Raw genomic sequence first — 21,952 nt, 5'->3', positions numbered from 1 at the left:
GGACCCTGGACCATGACGACCAAGACTTCAACGGCGGAGAGGAAGAAGACCCTCTCCCCCGTCAAACTGCTCATCGAGGGCCGCGCGTTTCTCGCGCTAATCCTCATCATCGTCGTATTCTCGACGCTCTCCCCCAACTACCTCACCGTGGGCAACCTGCTCATCATGGCGTCTCACGTCGCCATCTACGCCATTCTCGGGATGGGGATGCTGCTGGTGATCCTGAATGGCGGCATCGACCTCTCGGTCGGCTCGACCCTCGGGTTCACGGGAATCATCGCGGGCTTCCTCTTGCGAGGCGTGGAGATCAGCTTCCTGGGCTACACGTTTGTTCCCAGCGTTCCCGTGGTGGTGCTGCTGTCCTGTGCGGTGGGCGCCAGCGTCGGCCTGATCAACGGCATCCTGGTGTCGCGTTTCAGGGTGGCGCCGTTCGTTGCGACGCTAGGAATGCTCTACGCGGTGCGCGGTGTCGCGCTACTGCTGACCAACGGATTGACGGTCAACGACCTTTCGGGCGATCCCGAGCTCGGCAACACCGGCTTCGACTGGTTGGGCTTCAACCGCATCCTCAACGTCCCCATCGGCGTGATCTTCATGATCCTGATCGCCGCGGTTCTCGGACTGCTGTTGGGCCGTGCGCGCTTTGGCCGGTGGCTGTACGCGGCGGGCGGCAATGAGCGCGCAGCGGAACTGTCCGGTGTGCCCGTGGTCAAGGTCAAGATCTGGGTCTACGTGCTTTCCGGCCTGTGCGCCGGCATCGCGGGCCTGGTGCTGTCGTCGACATTGACAAGCGCGAGCCCGACCGCTGGAAACACCTACGAGCTGACCGCCATCGCGGCAGTGGTGATTGGTGGCGCGGCGCTGAGTGGCGGCAAAGGAAACGTGCGAGGGACCCTGCTTGGCGCCTTCGTCATCGGCTTCCTGTCTGACGGCCTTGTCATCGTGGGCGTCTCCGCGTACTGGCAGATGGTCTTCATGGGTGTCGTGATCGTCGTCGCGGTCCTCCTCAACGGACTCGACTACGGGCGCAACAAGCCCAAGAAGTCGTCAACAAAGTCGGGCGGGGGCGGTCAGACCGCCCTCGCGGACAAGCAGGGAAACGACCCTGCCCCGAATTCGGATCACCAACCGGCGGAGACCGGCGGACTGTCCCGGTGATTCTGTACCCGGGTGCCGCGAGAGCGGTACCTCCCTTCAAGAAAGGTAAGGCAATGTTACTGAAGAAGAAGTTGGCGGCAATCGCCGCTACGGCCGCCGTGGCCTTGGCCCTCGGCGCATGCTCTAGCGGTGGGGACACCACGGAGACGTCGTCGTCGGCCGGCGGCGGAGGTGGCTCCAGCGAGGGCGGACTCATCACGATCATCGTGACTGATCCGGCCAACCCGTACTGGAAGACCGAGGGCGATGTCGCGGCAGCCACCGCGGAGTCCTTGGGCTACACGACGGTGGTGGGTGCGCACAAGGCTGACACCAACACGGAAAACACCCTCATCGACACGGCGATTGCCAACAAGTCCGTGGCGATCATCCTGGACCCGGCAAACGCCGACGGCTCTATCGCCGCTGTGCAGAAGGCCAAGGACGCCGGCATCCCGGTGTTCCTGGTCAACGCTGAGATCAACCAGGCTGGTCTTGCGATGGCGCAGCTGGTGTCGAACAACGCTCAGGGCGCCGCGCTCGGTGCCCAAGAGTGGGTCAAGCAGTTGGGTGAAGCTGGCAACTACGTGGAACTGTTCGGGGCACCCTCCGACAACAACGCGCAGACCCGCTCCAACGGCTACACCACCGTCATCAGCCAGTACCCGGACCTCGTCCAGGTGGGCAAAGAGGTCGCCGACTGGGACCGCACCAAGGGTCACGACAAGATGCAGTCCATGCTGCAGGCCAACCCCGACATCACGGGCGTGATCTCCGGTAACGACGAGATGGCGCTTGGCGCGATCGCGGCGCTCAAGGAGGCCGGAAAGCTCAGCGGCGTCCTCGTCGGTGGGTTCGACGGTTCACCCGACGCGGTGGAGGCAGTCAAGTCCGGCGAAATGGCCTACACGGTGCTCCAGCCCGTCGCGGTGTTCGCACAGATGGCCGTCGAGATGGCGGACGACTACCTGAAGGACGGCACTGTTCCTGAGACGGAGAAGTTGTCCCTCGACTGCATCCTCATCACCAAGGACAACGTCGACAAGATGACCGGTCCGTTCACCTACTCCGGCTAACTGCCGGCCCCAAGAGACAGCCGTGCGCTCCCGTGCGGTGAAGCGGGGGCGGATGCGAACTGCATTCGCCCCCGCGCTTGTCCTGAAAGAAGGATCATGAGCTACTTACAGAACGACGCGGCCGACTTTGCGGCCGAGTCGGCTGCCGGATTCGTCGCGGCACACCGAGGTCTTGTACGCCGGGTCGAGGGCGGAGTCGTCAGAGTCGGCGCGACGCCCGCGGGACAGGTCGCGGTCGTCATCGGCGGCGGATCGGGCCACTATCCCGCCTTCGCCGGCCTGGTCGGTCCCGGCCTCGCCCACGGCGCGGCCATGGGAAACATCTTTGCCTCTCCCAGCGCGCAGCAGGTGTACTCCGTCGCGCGTTCCGTGGCGACGGACGCCGGAGTGCTCCTGACCTACGGCAACTACGCGGGCGACGTACTCAACTTTGACCAGGCGCAGGAGCGCCTGCGGGCCGATGGCATTCCGTGCGAGACAGTCACCGTCACCGACGATGTCGCGAGCGCGAGTCGGGACGAGAGCGAGAAGCGTCGCGGCATTGCCGGCGACCTCTCGGTCTTCCGTGCCGCGGGCTGGGCCGCGGAGTCCGGCTGGGATCTTGCGCGGGTAACGGAACTCGCGGCTCGCGCCAACGCGCGTACCCGCTCGCTCGGCGTCGCCTTTGGCGGGTGCACGCTTCCGGGGGCGACGGAGCCGCTCTTCCGCGTTCCCGAAGGCAAGATGGCCGTGGGAATGGGCATTCACGGCGAGCCGGGCATCGACATGGTCGACATGCCGAACGCCAACGGACTGGCGGACCTGCTGGTACGCACGGTACTTGAGGAACGCCCTGATGGGATCGGCGATGGCGGTCGCGTGGCCGTCGTGGTGAACGGACTGGGAAGCGTCAAGGGCGAGGAGCTCTATGTTTTCTATGGCGCCGTCGCGGGCCTCTTGACCGAGCAGGGTTTCACCATTGTGCAGCCCGAGGTGGGGGAATTCGCCACCAGTTTCGAGATGGCGGGCGTATCGCTCACCGTGACGTGGCTCGACGACGATCTGGAGGCCGCCTGGCGGTCACCGACGTACACCGCGGCCTACCGCAAGGGTTCCGTGGACATTGACGAGAATGCGGAGGCGGCGGTCGACGCCGCCGAAGTCGAGGTCGAATCGTTCGCCGAGGCGAGTAGCGAATCTGCCGCGGCGGCGCCCACCGTGTTCCAGGCCCTCGCGGCTATGCGCGACGTCATCGACGAATCGTGCGACGAGCTGGGCCGACTCGACGCGATCGCCGGGGACGGCGACCATGGAATCGGCATGCAGCGCGGAGTCCATGCCGCGGTGGACCGCGCTCGCGAGGCCGTCGAGGCGGGCGCGGGCGCCGGGTCCGTCGCGACGTCGGCTGGCGACGCGTGGGCCAACCGTGCAGGCGGAACGTCTGGATCGCTATGGGGAGGCGCCCTGCGCGCGTTCGGCGAAGGCCTGGGCGACTCTGAAGCGCCCACGCGTGAGTCTGCGGTGGCAGCGGCACAGGCTGGCATCGATCACGTCCAACGCAGCGGCGGGGCCGCGGTGGGTGACAAGACGATGGTGGACGCGCTGGTGCCGTTCGGGGACGCCCTCAAGCAGGCGATTGCCGACGGAGCCACGCTCACCGACGCATGGGCCCACGCGGCCGACGAGGCAACGCGGGCCGCTCAGGCCACGTCCTCGTTGCTACCGAGAAAGGGCCGTGCCCGGCCGCACATGGAGAAGAGCCTCGGCACGCCGGACCCCGGTGCGGTGTCGTTCGCCATGGCGATGACGGCCGTAGCGGGTGCGCTCAAGGATGCCAAAGACAAGGGAGGAAGATCATGACAGGAAAGCTTCGCGTCGTCATTGGCAGTGATGAGGCAGGATTCGACTACAAGAAGGTCCTGATCGAGGACCTGCGGAAGGATCCGCGCGTGGCGTCGGTGACCGACGTTGGCGTGGGAGAGCCCGGTTCTTCGACGCCGTATCCTCCGGTGGCGGTCGAGGCGGCCCAGATGGTCCAGCGTGGCGAGGCGGACCGGGCACTTCTGCTCTGCGGTACCGGCCTGGGTGTGGCGATCGCTGCGAACAAGGTGCGCGGCATTCGCGCGGTCACCGCCCACGACAGTTACAGCGTGGAACGCGGCGTACTCAGCAACAATGCCCAGGTGCTGGCCATGGGCCAGCGCGTGATCGGCCTCGAGTTGGCCCGTCGGCTCGCACGCGAATGGCTGGGGTATGAATTCGATCCGAGCTCAGCCTCGGCGCAGAAGGTCGCACTCATCAACGAATACGAAGAGACCGGGACCTGTGGATAGCGAGGAGGTCCTCCACGCACCCAGGCCGTTGATCTTGGGCGTGAGCCTCAAGTTGTACTTGGATGTCGCACGCACGGCGCGGTGGGCGGAGGCGCTAGGGACGATCGCGAGTCAACGAGAGTCGGTGCGTGAGGACCGGATCCGTCTGTTCTTGCTCCCGTCGGTGACCTCGCTTGACGCGGTGGCGAGGGCCCTGCGCGGCACCACGGTCCCGTTTGGCGCGCAAGATCTCCACTGGGAGGACCGTGGCCCTTATACCGGAGGGGTGAGCGGCGCCGACCTTCGAGAGGTGGGCTGTCAGTACGTGGAGGTGGGGCACGCGGAACGGGCGTCCGTCTTTGGAGAGTCGGTCGAGGTGGCCCGGGCGAAGTTCGCGGCCGCGGTGCGCAACCACCTCAACCCCGTGCTGTGCATCGGGGAAGCGGAACCCATGGAACAGGAGGCGGCAGCAGCGGAGTGCGTGCGCCAACTCCGGGGGTACCTCAAGGACGTCGGTCCCCAGGCGGCCCACCTCGACCTTGTGGTCGCCTACGAGCCAAGCTGGGCCATCGGTCAGAGTGAGGCTGCACCGGCGGAGTACATCGCGGCCGTCACTGCAGGGCTTCGGCACAGCTTGGAAGAGGCGTGCCCCTTTCGCGGGTTCTCGGTAATATATGGCGGAAGCGCTGGTAAGGGCACCCTCACTGCATTGGACGGCGCAGTAGACGGACTGTTTCTTGGACGATTTGCTCACGACTTGAGCGCCCTCGAGGGAATTCTGGACGAGGCCGAGCGACTGGTCGCAACTGAGAGGAGTTAGCGTATGCGCGGTCAACCGACAAGCGCTCAGTCTCTCGATCGCGCCCAAGGGGACTCCCGTCAGACGCGCCAGCAGGCACGCCAACGCGCGATTTGTGACGCCGTGATGGCCGAGGGCGCGATTCGGATCGAGCAGATCGCTGAGCGCTTTGGCATCTCTGTGATGACCGCGCACCGGGACCTTGACGAGTTGGAGGGCCGCGGGCTTCTGCGGAAGAGCCGAGGCGTCGCCTCGGCGATGTCGACCGCTCTCGTGGAGTCAAGCGATGTGTACCGAGCCGGCCGCCAGCGTACGGAGAAGTCCGTCATCGCGCATGCGGCGCTGGAGTTCATCGAGCCGGGTCAGGCGATCATGGTCGATGACTCGACCACCTCCCTGCGTCTCGCCGAGCAGTTGGGCAGCAAGTCGCCGCTGACGGTGATCACCAATTGCCTGACTGTTGTCGATGCCGTGCGTGGCATGCGCGGAATCACTCTGCTCGGACTGGGGGGCGACTACTACAACTGGTGTAGCGCGTTCATGGGCCGCTTGACCACCGCCGCGATTCGTGAGTTGCGGGCCGATGTGTTTGTCATGTCGACCTCTGCGATCTCCGATGACATCGCCTTCCACCAGACACAGGAGACGGTGGACGTGAAGCGGGCCATGTTCGAGTCGTCGGCCAAGCGCATCCTGTTGGCCGACCACACGAAGTTTGAGCGCCGCGCCCTGCATGCGATGCTTCCCCTCTCCGAATTCGACGCGATCATCGTCGACGACAACATCGACCGCGCTCACGTGAGTCGGCTACGGGACGCCGGGTGCACTGTCGTTGTGGCGCAGCGTCACGCGTCGACACACCCTGACTGGTGATGGCTGCCCAACTCGCGGTTCTGGGGTCGATCAACCTCGACCTGGTGGCTTCAGTCGACGCGGCTCCACGCCGGGGAGAGACGGTGCTGGGGAGCGATCTTCAGCGTCAGCCCGGAGGTAAGGGCGCCAATCAGGCCATTGCCGCAGCGCGCTTGGGCGCCCGCGTCGACATGATCGGCGCGGTGGGCGACGACGATGCGGGCCGCGAACTCCTCGCCGTCCTGCGCGAAGCCGAGGTCGACACGTCCCGGGTCCAGGTACTCCACGGCGCCAGCGGAGTGGCGTTGATTGTGGTGGACTCTGCGGGGGAGAACTCGATCGTGGTGTGCCCGGGCGCCGGATTGCGCATTGATCCAGGTGCGGCGACCCCCGCGCCTGGCTGCGCTGTCCTTGCGCAGCTCGAAGTCGATATGAAGGTTGTCGAACGGGTGGCGCGGGAGACCACGGGGCCGTTCTTCCTCAACGCTTCTCCAGTGACGGATCTGAGCCAGGGGCTACGCGACCGGGTCGACCTCTTCATCGTCAATGAGGGCGAATACGAGGCATTGCCGTTCCTAGCCACCGCGCCTCAGGTGGCACTCACGCTCGGCGGGGAGGGCGCGGTGCTGCTGAGGCGAGGACGGGTGGTCGCCAAGGCCAAGGTTGCCGCCGAGCGCGTGGTCAACACCGTGGGAGCGGGCGACGCGTTTGCCGCCGCATTGACTGTTGCCCTGCTTGAGAAGTACAGCGAGGGTGATGCACTTGAGGCGGCCTGTCGGGTCGGCGCGGCCGCCGTCGCGGATCCCAAGTCTCAGCCGACGTTGAAGACGCTGGCTCACTACACACCGTAAGCCTCGCCCGCGTCGACGGTGGGCGAGAACCCATCTGGACTCCCGATCGTTCCGAATGCACTGTGTGCGTTCGCCCGTGCGCCATGTCCCCAGGCGCGCTCCTGGAGCACGCATCGAAAGGGTAGTGCCGAGATGAGTGTTCGCTTCGCCACCACATGGGCAGTTGCCGCAGGAGCGGCGGCGTTGGTCCTGGCCAGCTGCAGCCCCACCCCTCCCCCCGCCACGTCGAGCGAACCGGCGGAGTCGATGACACAGAACGCGTCAGCGTCGGCAGAACCCTCGCACGGAGCGATGGGCGACGTGGTGGTGAACGACAAGTTGAGGTTCACCGCCACCACCCTCACGGGCGCCGTTTTCGACGGGACCAGCCTCGCGGGCACCGACGCGATCCTGTGGTTCTGGGCGTCCTGGTGCCCCACGTGCCAGGCGGAGGCGCCGGATGTCGCGCAGGCCGCCGCTCAGTTGCCCGAGGGCGTGACCATGTACGGAGTGCCGGGCCGCTCGGATCAGGCGGGCATGGACCAGTTCGTCAACGAGTACGGACTCGGCGACATCGTGCAGATCGTCGACGCCGACGGCAGCCTGTGGTCGACCTTCGGTGTGCCGTCGCAGCCCGCGTACGCGCTGATCAACGACAACGGCGAGATCACCACGATCCAGGGAGCGTTGGGGCTCCAAGGCATCCTGGACGCCGCGAACTCGCTGCTCGACAGCTAGGAGACGCTAGCGGCCCGACGCTGCTCTGCGAACCGCGTCGAGCACGTCCTGCGTCGCGGTCGCCTGTGTGGCCGCTGTGGGAGCCGTGCTCGGTGCGCCGCGGGCCGCGTCGCTTGCAGCCATTTCAGCCGAGACTGAAATGCCCGATTCGGCTCGCCGCGCGTCCCGCCGGGCCAGGGCGAACACCAGCACCACCGCCGCCACCACGAGCGACAAGACGGTCACCAGCACGGGCGTTCCCCAATCCGTGATGGCGCTCGAGATGGAGCCCTGCAGACGGGACGAACTGAACAGTACTTCGTCCAGTGCCCGCACGCCATAGCGCGGCAGCAGTTCCGCCAGCCCGTACACCATGACCCAGACGCCGGCCAGCACCATCACCACGCCGCCGATGCGCAGGATCAGGCCGGTGCGGTACCGGAGGGCGCGCCCCACGGCGGCCCCAGCGAAGGCCGCCGCAAGCGAAACCAGCAATACCGAGGTGCCCATGCCCGCGCCGTAGATGACGAACGGCGCGACGGCTCCCACCGGGCCCGACGCATCGAGCGACTGCGTGACGACCGCAAAGAAGGGGGCGATGGTGCAGGACAGCGACGCCAGTGCAAAGGAGACCCCGTAGAGCACCTGGGACCACGCATCGGCGCGGGGTGCGCGGCCGGAGACGGGGCGCACACGGAGCCCTGGAATTTCGCGGCCCAGCGCCATGGCCACGCCAAAGCCGATCAGCACCAGGCCGAGGGTGACCGTCACGTAGGGCAGGTACGGCAGCACGGAGCCCTGCAGTGCCACATTGACGGCGCCGAACAGCAGGCCAAAGGCGGTGAAGACCGCGACAAACCCGGCGGTCATGGCCAGGCCGAACGCCACGGCGCGCAGAAGGGCCTGCGGCCGGGTGAGGCGATCGTCGGCGCTGCCGGTCACGATCACCGTGATGTAGGCGGGCAGCAACGCAAATCCGCATGGGTTGAAGGCCGCCACCGCGCCCAACAGGAGCGCGAAGGCGGCTGCCGTAGGGTCGATCACTACAGTTCACCCTTCCGTTGCAGGAACCTCATGGCGAGGAACCCCAAAGGTATTCGTGCCCAATAGCTCAGCAGACGGAAGAGCACCACCACGGATGCGGCGATCTCCTTGGGCAGGCCCGCCGAGATGAGGCCCGCAGTGAGCGCGCCCTCGACCACACCGAGGCCGCCGGGGGTGGGGACAATGGCGCCCGCAGCGTTACCGAGCAGGAACAGGACGGTCACGTCGATGAGCGGTATCGATTGTCCGAATGCACGTAGCGTCGCGTCGAACGCGCCGACGTAGGCGATGGTCAGGAGCAGGTTTCCGCTGATTCCGACGGCAAGTCGCCACGGCTGGTTCAGCACCTGCGCGAGGCGCGGCCAGGTCTGGCGCATCATCGGGCGGAGTCGCCCGAGCGCCCAGCCGCGCACGCGCGGTACGGTCATGGCCAGGGTGATGACGGCCGCAGTGCCGCCCACGCCCATCAGCACGGAACTTGACGGCAACGCGGCCAGCGTTCCCTCGGAACCGGTGATGAGGGAGAGCGTCACCAGTCCCACCACCGTGACCACCACGGCGCTGACCTGGACCAGGGCGACGGTGGCCACGGCTAGCGGTGCGGGCACCTTGCGGCGTGTCAACAGTCGCATGTTGAGGGCGGCGGGCCCGACTCCTGCGGGCGCGGCGAGCGCCAAGTAGGCGGCCGCCACCTGTGCGAGAAGTGCGCGCGACCACGGTAGCCGGATGGGCGAGAACGCCATGAGCGCGACCGCCGCTCCGAAGAAGGTCGCCATCGACCAGCCGAGCGCAACGAGCAACCACCACGGATTGGACTCCCGTAGCGCACCCAAGACCTGTTCCGTGTTGAACGACGCGAAGATGAGGTAGGCGGCGACCACGCCCGCCGCAATCGTGAGCACCGTGCGAAGGCCGAAGCGGGCGATCTTGTCCGGTGCGATATCGGCGTCGGGCAGGCGCTCCACAATTTCCTTGCGGAGGCCACCAAGGTCGGTCACCGAGGCGCGCAGCGCTGCCCGAGTGGTGCGTGGAAGAGTGATCGCCTGGAGCATCGGCGCGAATCGTTCGACGCCCTCGCCGCCCACGGCCCGGAAGGCGGACGCCACGGCTCGCTCCCCGCCAACAATCGGTGCCAGCAGGGCGACCAATTGCGACCGGTCGATGCGCTTGGCCAGATCGGACGTCGCAACCTCGCCAAGTTCCCAACTGGTGAGCCAGATGGTGGGCATGTCGACCAGTTCGTCGTACCCCACCATGATGGTGTCCGCGCTGAGCGAGCGGTGGGAGATGCCCACGTCGTGCGCCTTGGAAACCTGCTCCCAGATGGCGTCGACGATGTCGTCGGTGACATCGGCGGGATCGATGTCGGACAGGGGGCGGGCGGACAGGGGCCGCTGGTAGATGACGATCATCGTGTCGCGGGCTTGGGACATGCCGAGCACGCGTGCGGTGTGGATCCCGGCGCCGCGGGCGGCGTGCGACACCAAGGCGGTCGCCTCGGCTGAGTGCCGTAGCGACACGTCCGCACGTGCGTTGATGCCGCGCAATCGCAACGATGACCACAGTTTGGTGAGAAAGCCAGCCGCGTGCTGGTCCGCGTCGAGAGCGACCACGATCAGGTGGTGGTTCTCCACGGTGGTAAGCGCGTAGACGCGGCCGTGGCGGGTGCGACCCAGGGCGGTGGAGAGTTCGTCGCGGTCCGCGTCAGTGTGGTCCACTGAGGGGTCGGCCCTTACCAGGCGCTTGGGTGTGAAGCCTGCGCGTTCGATCCCCTCGACAAGCGAGTCGCCGTACGCGCGATCCGTCGTGGACCCCAATGCGTAGCGGAATCCTAATCCTGCGAGGCGGCCCACCAGCACCGTGAACAGGGCGGCTGGCAAGGTGACGATGCCGGAGATGACGGCGACAGCGAGCGCCGCCCACAGGATGTTCCACGAGACGCGCAAAGTGCGTCGCGTGCCGCGATGTCCGGCAACGGTGAGCAATGCCGCGACGCCCGCGATGTAGGCCGGGAGGGTGACCTGCGCGTCCGCGCCGTTGCCAACGGACAGCGACCTCACCACGTCTTCCGAGCCGAGCGCCTGGGTCAAGTAGACGGCGGCGACGGTCAGGGCGAAGCCGACGGCCGCGGAGCCGATGGCCTCAAGGATGCGCCGCGGTTCACGGCGAACCGCCAAGTCGATGATGATGGCGGCGGGTAGCACCAGGGTGATGATTCCGGAGAACAGGTTGACGGGCGCTACGAGAAGGCGTTGCAGGATCGGCGAGATGCCTTGGACGTCGTCGGTGATGCCTTGAGTGGTGCCATGCGCATACGCGCCGAGCAAAAGCACCACGACGATGCCGATGGCCACGCCCAGCAGGGAGATGAGGTCCGCCAACCGGTGCACCCGGGTCTCGGGGGTGTCCACGATGTGCACGGCACGGGGGGTGGTGCGGGAGCGAGACGAGGCTGCTCGGCCCGGGGCGTCGCCGTAGCGGTGGCCGTCGGGGCTCGCGGGTGGTGCGTCGGCGGCCATGAGGTGAGTCTAGGGCGAGGGACGAATGTTGGCACGAGGCGCGGAGTGACGTTCACCTGGCGGCGGGGCCACTAGTTCGCGTTGATTGCGTCGATCCAGTCGGGGGGCAGGAGTTCGGGGCCGATGAACGACACGGCGTCGATGGTCCAGTGGGCGATGATGAGCGGGCCGAGCCTCCCGGTGCGCAGGTAGATGAGGGAGAAGACGACGCCCATCGCCACATTTCCCAGCGCCATCGGCCAGCCCTGGTACAGGTGGTAGGTGCCACGTAGCAGGGACGACGCCATGATGGTGGCCGCGACGCCCCACCGCAGTTCGCGTAGCCGTGTCACGAGGTAGCCGACGACGATGACCTCCTCCAGCAACCCCGCGACGGCCGCCGAGGCGAGCAGGATGACGGCCGCCCACCAGGCATCGGGAAGGCCGGAGGTATTCACGCGCACCGTCTGGCCGATCGCCCGACCCACGGCGTACACGGCCAACCCTGGCAGGCCAATCGCGGTCGCGAGGCCGAGCCCCCAGGTCAGGTCGCGCCACCACGGCCGCCCGTCGCGGTTGAGGCCAAGGGTGCGCACCCAGGAGCGGCCGTGGGAGGACAACAGGAACAGCGCCAGGGCCACCGGCACCAGCGCGAACACGATGTGCAGGATTTGGTACGTGAGGTCGATGTAGTTGATCGATGCGCGCGACGGGTTGAGGGTGGTGGTCTGCTGGCCGATCGCTGGCTCCGCGAGGTATCGCTCGATGATGCGGACGATCGCGTAGACGGCGTTCTGGCCGAGCGACAGGCCCAGCACGATCAGCACCTCGGCGCCGAGACGCCTGCGGGTCGGGGCGGGGGTGGGGGTGGCGGTCTCCATGGTCACGCCCACTGTAACGAGCGAGCGCGGCCACGGAATCCCGGCCGCGGTGCGGGGGTCTACTTCCGTGAGTAGCGCTGAGTCTTGTAGGCCTCGACGGCCTTGCGGGTGGACCGCCACACGCCGTCCGAGCCGCGATGCGCCTCAAGACGACCGCGCACCGCGGCCTGCTTGAGCGCGGGCAGAGCCAACTCCTCGTCGGCGAGCGTCGCGAGGGGCACGGTCTTCGCGGGACCGGCGATGTCCCTGAGCAGGTGGTGCGTCGACGCGACCACCGAGCGCGCGAGGAGCTCGGCGAGCGGGCCGTCGTCGCCCTTGTCGGAATGGTCGAGAGCATCCAGGTACGTGGCGCGGTCGCTCTTGTAGATGATCGCGGGCGGCCATCCGAGGCGCACCAGAATGAGGTTGAATGTGAGCCGCCCGGCGCGGCCGTTGCCGTCGATGAACGGGTGAATGGCCTCGAACCGCCGGTGAATGCGGGCCAACTCGAAGGGGATCTGTTCGACCGGGATCTCCTTGGCGCCGATGCGATCGCCAAAATCGCGCACCTGGCGCGCCCACAGGTCCATGTCGCTGGCCACGTGGACATGGCTGGGTGGGGTCATGCCTCCGTCAAACGCGTGGATGTCGTGAAGCCGGTAGTTGCCGGGCTCCTCGCCGGGAAGCGCATCGGGGTGCGGGTAGACGGTCCACACGTCCTTCATGGCGCGGTGGTGCGCCTCGCGCACTTCTGTCACGGTGACGAGTTCTTGGTGGGTCGGATCGCTGTTCTTGCGTGAGTTCTCGTAGACCCAACTCGCCGCCCGACCGTACCCGAGCACCTCCAAGTACTCCGCGTGCTGCTTGGCGCCCACGGCGCGGCCAGTGTCGAGCAGCGCGGCGACCTCGTTCAGCACCAAGGTGTTGCCCTCGATTGCGGTCGAGTGGTGCACCTCTCGGTGCCACAGATCCGTCCAATTGTCTCGTGCCTCGTCGGGGGTCGGTAGACCTCCGCAGCGCGTGATGTCCTCAAGCGCCGCCGCAAATTGCTGGAAGTAGCGCTGGCGCGGGGGCCGTCCTCGCATCGCCATGCGGGCCTCCTTGAGAAAGTGTCACGGTACTGTCTGATCAAACTTTACAGAACACTTTCGCCACCAAGTCATACCTCCGTGGTCCCCTAGACTGCAGAGCATGCGTTGAGAGGGGATTCCACGGTGTCGCGGTTGACAGACCTGATTCGCCAGGCCAAGGCCAAGGACCCGCAACTGGGGACCGACCTTGAGGCGGAGGTGCGTGAACTCACACGCCGACGATCGTTCGGCTTGGTCTTCGAGCGTCACCAGCCGGAGGCCGTCGAGCTTCCCGGAGTCACGGTCTCGGTGGGCTCCAAGGTGCGCGTGCTGCCCCCGCGTGGCGAGACCGCCAAGGGGGATCAGCGGCTCTGGCGCGTGATCGGCCGCGACAAGACGGCGGGCACCGTCTCGCTGGTGGAACTGACCCCCCCGGCCGATGCCGAGGCAGAGTCCGCGGAGGCCCTGGTCGACGATGTGGTGGTGGTCATGGAGTTCGAGGACCGCATGTTCCCGGGCCTGGTGGAGACCGGGCGCGTGGAGCGTGGTGGCGACGCACCGTTCCACACCGTCATCAATGGCGAGAACTTCCACGCGCTCCAGATGCTCACGTACACGCATCGCGGCAAGATCGACGCGATCTATATCGACCCGCCCTACAACACGGGCGCCAAGGACTGGAAGTACAACAACGACTACGTCGAGGGCGACGACGCCTACCGCCACTCCAAGTGGCTCGCCATGATGGAGCGGCGTCTGCTGCTTGCGCGGGAACTCTTGAATCCCGACGACTCCGTGTTGATCGTGACGATCGACGAGAAGGAAATCCTGCGGCTGGGGTTGTTGCTAGAACAGACGTTCCCGGGTGCGGAAATTCAAATGGTGAGCATCGTCATCAACCGAGCGGGTTCGCCCCGCATCGGGATGTTCTCGCGGGTCGATGAGTACGCGTTCTATGTCTTCGTGGGCGACGCGAGCGTCAAGCCATGGACCTCCACTATGCTCGGCGATGACGCCGCCTCGAACGCAATGCCGACCGTCTGGTTTACCGCGGTCAGGCGAGGTAGCGGCTCGGCTCGCGAGGACAAGAAGTCCGGCAAAGCCAGTTTTTATCCGGTCGTGATTGACGCCAAAACGGGGGCGCTGATTCGGATCGGAGATCCCGTTCCGCACGGCGTTCCGCGCGACGAAGTGCCCCTTGCGGACGGCGAACTCGCGATGTGGCCGTTGGCCAACGATGGAACTGAGAATCGTTGGCGATTCTCGGCGGACCGGATGCGCGAGTACTTCGAACGAGGAACGGCGCGTTTGGGACGCCGCGATCCAAGAACGGGCCTTCGCCCCGTCACGTACCTGCAGCCGGGAACTCTTGAGAATATCGAGAACGGTACCTTCGTCGTGACCGGTCGCACCGAGGAGGGCTCCCTCGAACTCGCCTTGTCCGACACGCTAGCCAAGGTAGTTGGACCTCGAACTGTGTGGAACCGGACCGCGCATTTCGCTCGCGATCATGGCTCGAACCTCAATAGTGCCTTGCTGGGTGGTCGGCGCTTCCCATTCCCTAAATCGCTCTACGCGGTGGAGGACTCCCTCCGATTCGTGGTCGCCGACAAACCCAACGCCCTCGTTCTTGACTTCTTTTCCGGCTCCGGGACCACCGCGCATGCGGTGATGCGCCTCAACAAGCAGGATGGCGGCAGGCGACAGGTTATCTCGGTCACCAACAACGAGGTCGGCGCGGACGAGCAGAAGCAGTTGCGCAAGGACGGCCTGCGCCCGGGGGATCCGGAGTGGGAGAAGTTCGGCATCTGCGACTACATCACCAAGCCGCGCATCGAGGCCGCTATCACGGGTAACACTCCGGACGGCGAAGCCATCAAGGGTGACTATAAGTTCACCGACGAGTTCCCCATGGCTGACGGCTTTGAGCAAAATGCCGCGTTCTTCACCCTCACCTACGAGCAGCCCATGACGGTCGCTCGCGATCGCGCCTTCGCCCGCATCGCGCCCCTGCTGTGGATGCGCGCGGGGTCAACGGGCCGCGTGCTCGACGATGTCGGGGAGGACGGCTGGGACGTCTCCGACACCTACGGCGTGCTTGCCGATGCCGACAGCGCACCCGGCTTCATCGCCGCCGTTGCGGAGCGTCCCACCCTGCGCACGGCGTTTGTGATCACCGACGAGGACGCGGTGTTCCGTTCGGTCGCCCGCGACCTTCCCGAACACGTTGAGCCCGTGCGGCTCTACGAGTCCTATCTGCACACCTTCGAAGTCGGCGGAGGCGTCGCCTGATGCGCTACACCCTCAAGGATTACCAGGCCGACGCCGTCACAGGCGTGCTGCAGAACCTGCGCAAGGCCCGCCGCTACTACGCCCAAGAGCGGGACCTCACCCAGTTCACCCTGAGCGCCGCCACCGGTGCGGGCAAGACCGTGATGGCCGCGGCCGTGATCGAGGCGCTGTTCTTTGGCTCCGACGAGTTCGACGTGCCAGCCGACCCGGGCGCGGTGGTGCTGTGGTTCTCGGATGACCCGAGCCTCAATGAACAATCCCGCGCGCGCATTCAGGCCGCAGCCTCGGAACTCGACGGTCGTCTACGGCCCATCCCCGCCACGTTCAACGAGCGCAAGTTCCGCCCCGGGAACGTGTACTTCCTCAACACCCAGAAGCTGTCCAAGAAGTCCCGCCTGGTGCGCGGAGACGTGGACGCAGAAACTGACGAGAGCATCGGCCAAGGCCGCCTCGACCTGCCCCGGCCGGACATGGTGCAGGCCACCATCTACGACGTGATCCGCGAGACCATCGCGGACCCCGACCTCACGCTCTACCTGATTCTGGACGAGGCACACCGCGGCATGGGCGCCAAGAACCGGGACCGCGCCACCATCGTCCAACGCCTCATCAACGGCCAAGGCACCGTGCCGGCCATGCCCATCGTGTGGGGCATCAGCGCCACCGTGGAGCGTTTCGAGAACGCCATGAAGGGTGTCGAGGGCCGCACCGCGCTCCCCTCCGTGATGGTGGATGCAATCCAGGTCCAGGAGTCGGGGCTGCTCAAGGACGACATCGTCCTCACCATCCCCGCCGAATCAGGGCTGTTCGACACCACGCTGCTGCGCCGCGCCGTGGAGAAGCTGCGCGACTCGTCGGCCGTGTGGACGGAGTACAGCGAACAACAGCGCCTGCCCGACCCAGTAGTGCCCCTGCTGGTGGTCCAGGTGGCAGACAAGCCGAGCGCCGACCGCCTGGCGGAGATCGTGGCGACCATTCGGGAGTCGTGGTCGGGCCTGCCCGGTGACGCGATCGCGCACGTGTTTGGCGAGCACACCGACCTTGAGGTGGGGGACACGCACGTCGCCTACATCGCGCCCGAGCGGGTGCAAGACGCGACCCACGTGCAGGTGCTGTTGGCCAAGACCGCAATCTCCACCGGCTGGGACTGCCCCCGGGCCGAGGTGCTCGTGTCGTTCCGCCCGGCGACCGACCGCACCCACATCACGCAGTTGCTGGGTCGCATGATCCGCACGCCGCTCGCCCGGCGCATCCCCGGCAACCAAGTTCTCAACTCGGTGGCCTGCCTCCTGCCCTTCTTCGACCGTTCCACCGCCACCCAGGTGGCGGACATGCTCATGCGCGGCGCCGCCACTGCGGACTTCGACACCCAAGAGGGCGGCATCGGGCAGCGCGTGCTGTTCGACCCCGTCGACGCGTTCCCCAACGAGGCACTGCCCGCCGAGGTGTGGGAGGCGTTCGACGTGCTCCCGAGCCAGAGTCTGCCCCGCAAGACGGCGAAGCCTGTGTCGCGTCTGATGCGGCTAGCGGCCGAACTGAGCGGAGATGGCATCCGGGAGGGGGCAGTGGCCGAGGCGCTGGGTCTGCTCGTTGCGGTGCTCAAGGGCCGCGAGGTCCAACACGCGGCCGAGATTGCCAAGTCCCGCCGCGACATCGAGACGATGGACGGCGAGGAACTCACCGCCTCGCTCGCGAATGGCGGCTACATCTCTCCCGCCACCTTCTCGGTGGCCGCCGACTGGCGTGCGATCCGCCAGTCGTACAAGGAGGCCGCCCGCCTGCTGCGCCCCGCCGTCGCTGGCGCGTTCGTGGATGCCGTCGCGGGCGTGGAGGCCGACGAGGACGACCTGCGCGAGGCCCACGTGAGGCTCGCCTCGCTCGCCTTGGTGCCCGCGATCGCCCGCGCGCTCGCGGACGAGGCGGAGGCGCTCTCGACCGCGTGGCTCGCACAATCCCGCGTCGCGCGCTCGGGGTTGCCCGATTCCCGGACCGCGATCTACGACGAGATCGAGGCCATGGCCGCCACCCCACAACGCATCGGCCTGGCGCGTCCCCAGCAGTGGCAGGTCGACACCCGGGAGCGTGACGTTCTGGGTGAAGAGATGGAGTTGCCCGCCTACGAGCGCCATCTCATGGCGACCGCGGGCGGCACGTTCCCGGTCGACCTCAACGACTGGGAGACGGATGTTCTTGCGGTCGAACTCGCCCGGCCTTCTACTGTCGCCTGGTATCGGAACCCGTCGCAGGCCACCAAGGAATCTCTTGCCGTCGCCTACCGCGCTGGCGCGGGCGACGACTACCGGGCGGTCCGCCCCGACTTCCTAGTGTTCACCCAGCGGCCCGACGGATCCGTGGCGGTCGACATCGTCGATCCCCACGGGACGCACCTGGCCGACGCCCTGGCGAAGTTGCGCGGGCTTGCCGATTTCGCAGAGGAGTTCGCTTCGGAAGTCGGTCGCGTGGACGCGATCGCCAAGGTGGGCGGCTCGCTCAAAGTCCTGGATCTGAAAAAGCCCGCCGTGCGTACTGCGGTGCGAGATGAGTCCTGGCAGGGCGACACCCAGGCGCTCTACGCCTCGGCCGGCACCGACTATCTGTAGGCGTCCAGGTCCACCTCACTACGCGTTACCACCGGCCTGCGTGGGCTACCGCGTGCAGCCGAGGCTCAATCGCGTCGGCCATCATCGTGAGTTCGCGTTCAGCGATGCCGTGGCGACGGGCGTGATCTCGCCATCCGGCGAGCGACGTAGCGACATGGGCGATGCGGTCACGGGCCTCGTCGGCGCCAATGTCCGCATCGTCTGCGAGGGCCAGAAGCCCTTCCACTTCATCCGCGGGCAGGTCGGCTCCGGCGATCGACGTCGCGCGCGGCTTCGAGAGGTCAGGGTTCGGGTTCACGTCAAAGGCAGGGCTGAGCGTCCACAGCCCGCCCGCGGCGAGAAAGCCATGGTTGCGCAGGTGGTCGTCGGTGTTGCCGAGCGCCACCGAGGCGACGGCTCTGTCATAGAGTTCGCGCTGGTCTGCTTGGCTGGACACCGAGATATCGCGTATGGCCTCGACGATGTCGGAGTAGTCGCGGCGGTCCCCATCGCTGGCGCCGGTCGCCGTCATCGCGCTGATGTAGCCCACGCGCACGCCGGTGGCGGTCCTATCGAATCGGCGCACCAGCAGCACGCTGCGGTCGCTGACGCTCACGAGACGACGCCAGGGCGTGCGGAGGCCAGCGTTCTCGAGCAGGTCGAGCGCGGTGGCCTCCCAGGCCATCACATCCCACTGGTCGGATGAGTGAGGGAACTTCGCGATCGCGAGAGCGCCATCCTCGAGACGGACCGAGGCTTTAGGGCGGGCGCCGCCCAGGCCCGTGGTTCCGGTGTCGAGCAGCTGCTTCACCGCGTTCGAGGGATCCGCGTCGGAGGCGAGCTCGTCGCTGGCACGCAACAGGAGAGGCAGGGAGATGAGTCTCGGCACGCTCGACGGCCGGCCGACGTACTCCTCGTGTCCGGGTAGACCGAACCGCAGTGCTCCTTGGCGGGTGTCGTCGCTCACGCCGAGCAGAAAGTCCACGTCGTCCAGACTCCGCGGCGTGCGGCCGTCTTCGCGGGCTCGCACGCGCTCTGCTTTCTCGATGAGGTTGCGGCCCCATCGGTCGGGCGCGCTGTCGGCGAAAGCGCGAAGCAGCCCCGATTGGTGCTGGGAGCCGCTGGTCAGTTGCAGTCCTGGGTCGATGTTGATGCCGCCGTCGGCGAGATAGCCAGCGTCGTAGATGAAGGTCGTGGAGACCTGACCGCGCATTCGTGTGAAGTGCGCCTGGCCGACGATGCGCGTGCGGCCATCCTGTTCTGTCCAGACCTCGAGCGTCGTCATCGCGCACGCCTCTTTGTCAGGTTGCCTGCTCGCAGGCGTCCGATATCGCTGCCCAGCGGATCCAGGGCGTCGACCACCCGGTCGAGCACGCCGAGCGCACGGAGCACCTGTGTGACGTTGGCGAAGCTGACGTGCGGGTCTCCAGACTCGATCTTGCGCAGCGTGGTGCGTGAGATGTCTGCGCGCTCGGCGACCTGCTGTGCGGTCAGGTTCAACACCATGCGCCAGCCGCGCACGTGCTCTCCCAACTCGGTGATCTCGCGGTCAATCTTGTAGCCGCTCACGGATGCCTCCTTATGGCCACCAGAGTAAGCCTATTTGGCCATAATGACCAGCACGGCGACCATAAGGGAACCCGGCCACGGGAGCTCCTCCGAAGCCGTGAGGGGCAGACCACGTGCGACACAGCCACGACCAGAGTCGGTGGGTGTCGCCGTGCGTACGCACCCGTTGGCGGGCGCCTCTACGCGAGGTACTCGTCCACCAGCTTCTCGGCCAGGCCGATGTAGGTGGCGGGCGTGAGCGCGATGAGTCGCTCGGTGGCGTCGGCCGGTAGCCCCAGCCCGGCGACAAAGGTGCGCACGTCGTCGGCGCCGATGCGGCGGCCGCGCGTGAGGTCGCGCAGCGTCTCGTAGGGATTGTCCATGCCAGGCACGCCCGCGACGGCGGCGGCGCGCATCGCCGACTGGATGGGCTCGGCGAGCACCTCCCAGTTGGCGTCCAGGTCCGCCTCCAGCGCGGCGGGGTTCACGTCCAGGCCCGCGAGGCCGCGCTTCACGTTGTCGATCGCGAGCAGCGAATGCCCAAACGCGACGCCGATGTTGCGCTGGCTGGTCGAGTCGGTGAGGTCGCGCTGCATGCGGCTCGTGACGAGCGTGGCGCCCAGTGTGTCGAGCAGGGCGGCGGAGATCTCGAGGTTGGCCTCGGCGTTCTCGAAGCGGATGGGGTTGACCTTGTGCGGCATCGCGCTGGACCCGATGGTGCCCTGCCCGCGCACCTGCGCGAAGAAGCCGAGCGAGATGTAGGTCCACACGTCGGTCGCGAGATTGTGCAGGATGCGGCCAAAGCGGGCCATATCCGCGTACAGCTCGGCCTGCCAGTCGTGGCTCTCGATCTGCGTGGTGAGCGGGTTCCAGGTCAGGCCGAGATCCTCCACGAAGCTCCGCGACACCTCGACCCAGTCGGTGCCCGGCACCGCGGCGGCGTGCGCCCCGAACGTGCCGGTCGCGCCGTTGATCTTGCCCAGGTACTCGGCGGCCTCGATGCGTGCGAGTTGCCGCTTCAAGCGGTGGGCGACAACGGCGAGCTCCTTGCCCAGCGTCGTCGGCGTCGCGGGTTGGCCGTGGGTGCGCGACAGCATCGGCTGGGACTTGGCGGCGCGGGCCATGTAGGCCAGTTGCTCCACCAGGGACGATGCTGCGGGCAGCCACACGTCGCGTACGGCGCCCTGGATCATGAGCGCGTAACTGAGGTTGTTGATGTCCTCCGACGTGCACGCGAAGTGAACCAGTTCGCGCAGCGGCTCGAGCGTCGTACCGGCGATCTGGGCCTTGATGACGTACTCGATCGCCTTGACGTCGTGGACGGTCTCGCGCTCGAAGGCGGCGTGCTCCGCGATCGACCCGGAATCAAAGTTCGCGGGTAGGGAGCGGAGCAACTCGAGTTCGGAGGAGGTGAGGGATCGCACCCCGGGCACCGCGGAGTGCACGCACAGGTGGATGAACCACTCGACCTCCACATGCAGGCGCATGCGGTTAAGCGCTGGCTCCGACAGGTAGTCGACAAGCGAATCGACGGCGCCGCGATAGCGGCCGTCCAGGGGCCCGAGCGCGACGGCCGGCTCCAGCGCCGCCAGCGACACCGTGGGAGCGAGCGGATGGGCGGCGGTCGCATTGGGTTTGGTCACGGGGACATTGTTTCACGGGAAACCCATGGTGACTGGGAGTCGGACTGTGCTCTCATGGCTGCTTCTGACCGGATTGGTGGCGCGCCTGCCCGCTCTGCGCGGTTGCTGGGTGGGCGTGGCTTCCCGCTGCGTGTCGTGCCCAGGCGGTGTTTCGCTTGGCTGTCCACAGGGTATCGCTCCTGGTAAGTGCTTGTCAGACCCCTCTGGTTGACTGTTCTCATGGCAATCGAAACGGCCGAAATCGCGAGGGTGAGCTCCCTGGTGGGTGACCTTGCGCGTCGTGACGTGTCGGGACTGTCTCAGGGGGATTTGTTGGCTGCGCACGACGCTGTGGCCCGGTTGGGGCGGCTGACTGGCACGTTGCAGGCGCGCTTCGCGGGGGAGATTGCACGACGCTCCGCGCCGGAGCTTCCTGGGGGTGGATTGGCCCGGCAGCAGGGGTTTGGCAACGCGGGCCAGATGGTGTCGCGGGTCACGGGTGGAACGACTTCGGGGGCGTGGCGGTCGATTGAGGCGGGACTTGCTCTCATGCCCGATGCGGCACCTTCCAACGATGCGGATCCCGCCGACCACTCTCAGAATGCCTCCACCCCGACTCCTCGGTACCCGGCCGTGGCGGAGGCCGCGTTGGCCGGTGACCTGTCGGTGGAAGCGGCCGGGCTGATTACTGCGGGGTTGGAGACGCTCACGGAACGGGTCCCGCGTGACCAACTCCA

18 protein-coding genes are annotated in these 21,952 nt (G+C 66.9%); 11 read left to right on the top strand and 7 right to left on the bottom strand.

The window, feature by feature from the left end; all coding sequences use genetic code 11:
- The first annotated feature begins 12 nt into the window (after positions 1-12).
- The 8 genes from QZZ29_RS12645 (at position 13) to QZZ29_RS12610 (ending at position 7,723) form a co-directional block, all read left to right on the top strand.
- Positions 13-1,158 (top strand): ABC transporter permease, encoded by a 1,146-nt coding sequence (locus QZZ29_RS12645; RefSeq protein WP_291383770.1) that lies wholly within the window; start codon positions 13-15, stop codon positions 1,156-1,158.
- Positions 1,159-1,211: 53 nt separating this feature from the next.
- The gene (locus tag QZZ29_RS12640) at positions 1,212-2,213 is read left to right on the top strand and encodes a D-ribose ABC transporter substrate-binding protein (RefSeq protein ID WP_291383769.1); all 1,002 of its coding nucleotides are present in this window, start codon (positions 1,212-1,214) and stop codon (positions 2,211-2,213) included.
- Between the two features lie 96 nt (positions 2,214-2,309).
- On the top strand, positions 2,310-4,052 hold the full coding sequence (locus tag QZZ29_RS12635; protein WP_291383768.1) for a dihydroxyacetone kinase family protein: 1,743 nt from the start codon (positions 2,310-2,312) through the stop codon (positions 4,050-4,052).
- Positions 4,049-4,525 carry a ribose-5-phosphate isomerase gene (locus QZZ29_RS12630; RefSeq protein WP_291383767.1) on the top strand — a complete coding sequence of 159 codons (477 nt, stop codon included), beginning with the start codon at positions 4,049-4,051 and terminating at the stop codon, positions 4,523-4,525. The genes QZZ29_RS12635 and QZZ29_RS12630 overlap by 4 nt, the downstream gene beginning before the upstream one ends.
- 40 nt (positions 4,526-4,565) lie before the next feature.
- Positions 4,566-5,324: a triose-phosphate isomerase family protein gene (locus QZZ29_RS12625; protein WP_291383765.1), complete on the top strand. Its 759-nt coding sequence runs from the start codon at positions 4,566-4,568 to the stop codon at positions 5,322-5,324.
- 3 nt (positions 5,325-5,327) lie between these two features.
- Entirely contained in the window at positions 5,328-6,176 is an 849-nt protein-coding gene (locus QZZ29_RS12620) for a DeoR/GlpR family DNA-binding transcription regulator (RefSeq protein WP_291383763.1), read from the top strand.
- Positions 6,176-7,006, top strand: a complete 831-nt coding sequence (locus QZZ29_RS12615; RefSeq protein WP_291383761.1) for a ribokinase — start codon at positions 6,176-6,178, stop codon at positions 7,004-7,006. Before QZZ29_RS12620 ends, QZZ29_RS12615 begins: the two co-directional genes overlap by 1 nt.
- A 132-nt stretch (positions 7,007-7,138) precedes the next feature.
- Positions 7,139-7,723, top strand: a complete 585-nt coding sequence (locus QZZ29_RS12610) for a redoxin family protein (RefSeq protein WP_291383759.1) — start codon at positions 7,139-7,141, stop codon at positions 7,721-7,723.
- A 6-nt stretch (positions 7,724-7,729) separates the two neighbouring features.
- Here the strand turns inward: QZZ29_RS12610 and QZZ29_RS12605 are convergent, their stop codons facing one another.
- The 4 genes from QZZ29_RS12605 to QZZ29_RS12590 form a co-directional block, all read right to left on the bottom strand.
- Positions 7,730-8,746, bottom strand: a complete 1,017-nt coding sequence (locus tag QZZ29_RS12605) for a cytochrome c biogenesis CcdA family protein (protein ID WP_291383757.1) — start codon at positions 8,744-8,746, stop codon at positions 7,730-7,732.
- Positions 8,746-11,265 (bottom strand): lysylphosphatidylglycerol synthase transmembrane domain-containing protein, encoded by a 2,520-nt coding sequence (locus QZZ29_RS12600; RefSeq protein WP_291383755.1) that lies wholly within the window; start codon positions 11,263-11,265, stop codon positions 8,746-8,748. Before QZZ29_RS12600 ends, QZZ29_RS12605 begins: the two co-directional genes overlap by 1 nt.
- A 71-nt stretch (positions 11,266-11,336) precedes the next feature.
- Positions 11,337-12,125, bottom strand: coding sequence for a CPBP family intramembrane glutamic endopeptidase (locus tag QZZ29_RS12595; protein WP_291383753.1), 789 nt, complete (start codon positions 12,123-12,125; stop codon positions 11,337-11,339).
- A gap of 59 nt (positions 12,126-12,184) precedes the next feature.
- Positions 12,185-13,195: a Fic family protein gene (locus tag QZZ29_RS12590; protein WP_291383751.1), complete on the bottom strand. Its 1,011-nt coding sequence runs from the start codon at positions 13,193-13,195 to the stop codon at positions 12,185-12,187.
- A 123-nt stretch (positions 13,196-13,318) separates the two neighbouring features.
- On the opposite strand from QZZ29_RS12590, the gene QZZ29_RS12585 reads away from it, so the two are divergent.
- Together QZZ29_RS12585 and QZZ29_RS12580 are read left to right on the top strand one after the other, a co-directional pair.
- Positions 13,319-15,466 carry a DNA methyltransferase gene (locus QZZ29_RS12585; protein WP_291383749.1) on the top strand — a complete coding sequence of 716 codons (2,148 nt, stop codon included), beginning with the start codon at positions 13,319-13,321 and terminating at the stop codon, positions 15,464-15,466.
- A complete protein-coding gene (locus tag QZZ29_RS12580) occupies positions 15,466-18,066 on the top strand; it encodes a DEAD/DEAH box helicase family protein (RefSeq protein ID WP_291383747.1) in 2,601 nt (866 codons plus the stop codon). The genes QZZ29_RS12585 and QZZ29_RS12580 overlap by 1 nt, the downstream gene beginning before the upstream one ends.
- Positions 18,067-18,091: 25 nt before the next feature.
- On the opposite strand, the gene QZZ29_RS12575 is transcribed toward QZZ29_RS12580, so the two are convergent.
- The 3 genes from QZZ29_RS12575 to purB all read right to left on the bottom strand — a co-directional run bounded on the left by QZZ29_RS12575 (position 18,092) and on the right by purB (position 21,236).
- Complete coding sequence (locus QZZ29_RS12575) at positions 18,092-19,330, bottom strand: type II toxin-antitoxin system HipA family toxin (RefSeq protein WP_291383746.1); 1,239 nt, start codon at positions 19,328-19,330, stop codon at positions 18,092-18,094.
- Positions 19,327-19,614 (bottom strand): helix-turn-helix transcriptional regulator, encoded by a 288-nt coding sequence (locus QZZ29_RS12570; RefSeq protein ID WP_291383745.1) that lies wholly within the window; start codon positions 19,612-19,614, stop codon positions 19,327-19,329. The genes QZZ29_RS12575 and QZZ29_RS12570 overlap by 4 nt, the downstream gene beginning before the upstream one ends.
- A gap of 179 nt (positions 19,615-19,793) precedes the next feature.
- Positions 19,794-21,236 (bottom strand): adenylosuccinate lyase, encoded by a 1,443-nt coding sequence (purB, locus tag QZZ29_RS12565; RefSeq protein WP_291383744.1) that lies wholly within the window; start codon positions 21,234-21,236, stop codon positions 19,794-19,796.
- 219 nt (positions 21,237-21,455) lie between these two features.
- On the opposite strand from purB, the gene QZZ29_RS12560 reads away from it, so the two are divergent.
- Positions 21,456-21,952: hypothetical protein (locus QZZ29_RS12560; protein ID WP_291383743.1), on the top strand; the 497-nt coding region annotated here is incomplete at its 3' end.

The organism is Demequina sp. (assembly GCF_016278765.1).
Taxonomy (GTDB): Bacteria; Actinomycetota; Actinomycetes; order Actinomycetales; family Demequinaceae; genus Demequina.
Note: the sequence above shows the minus strand (reverse complement) of the source record. Positions and strands in the feature narration are given on the sequence as shown.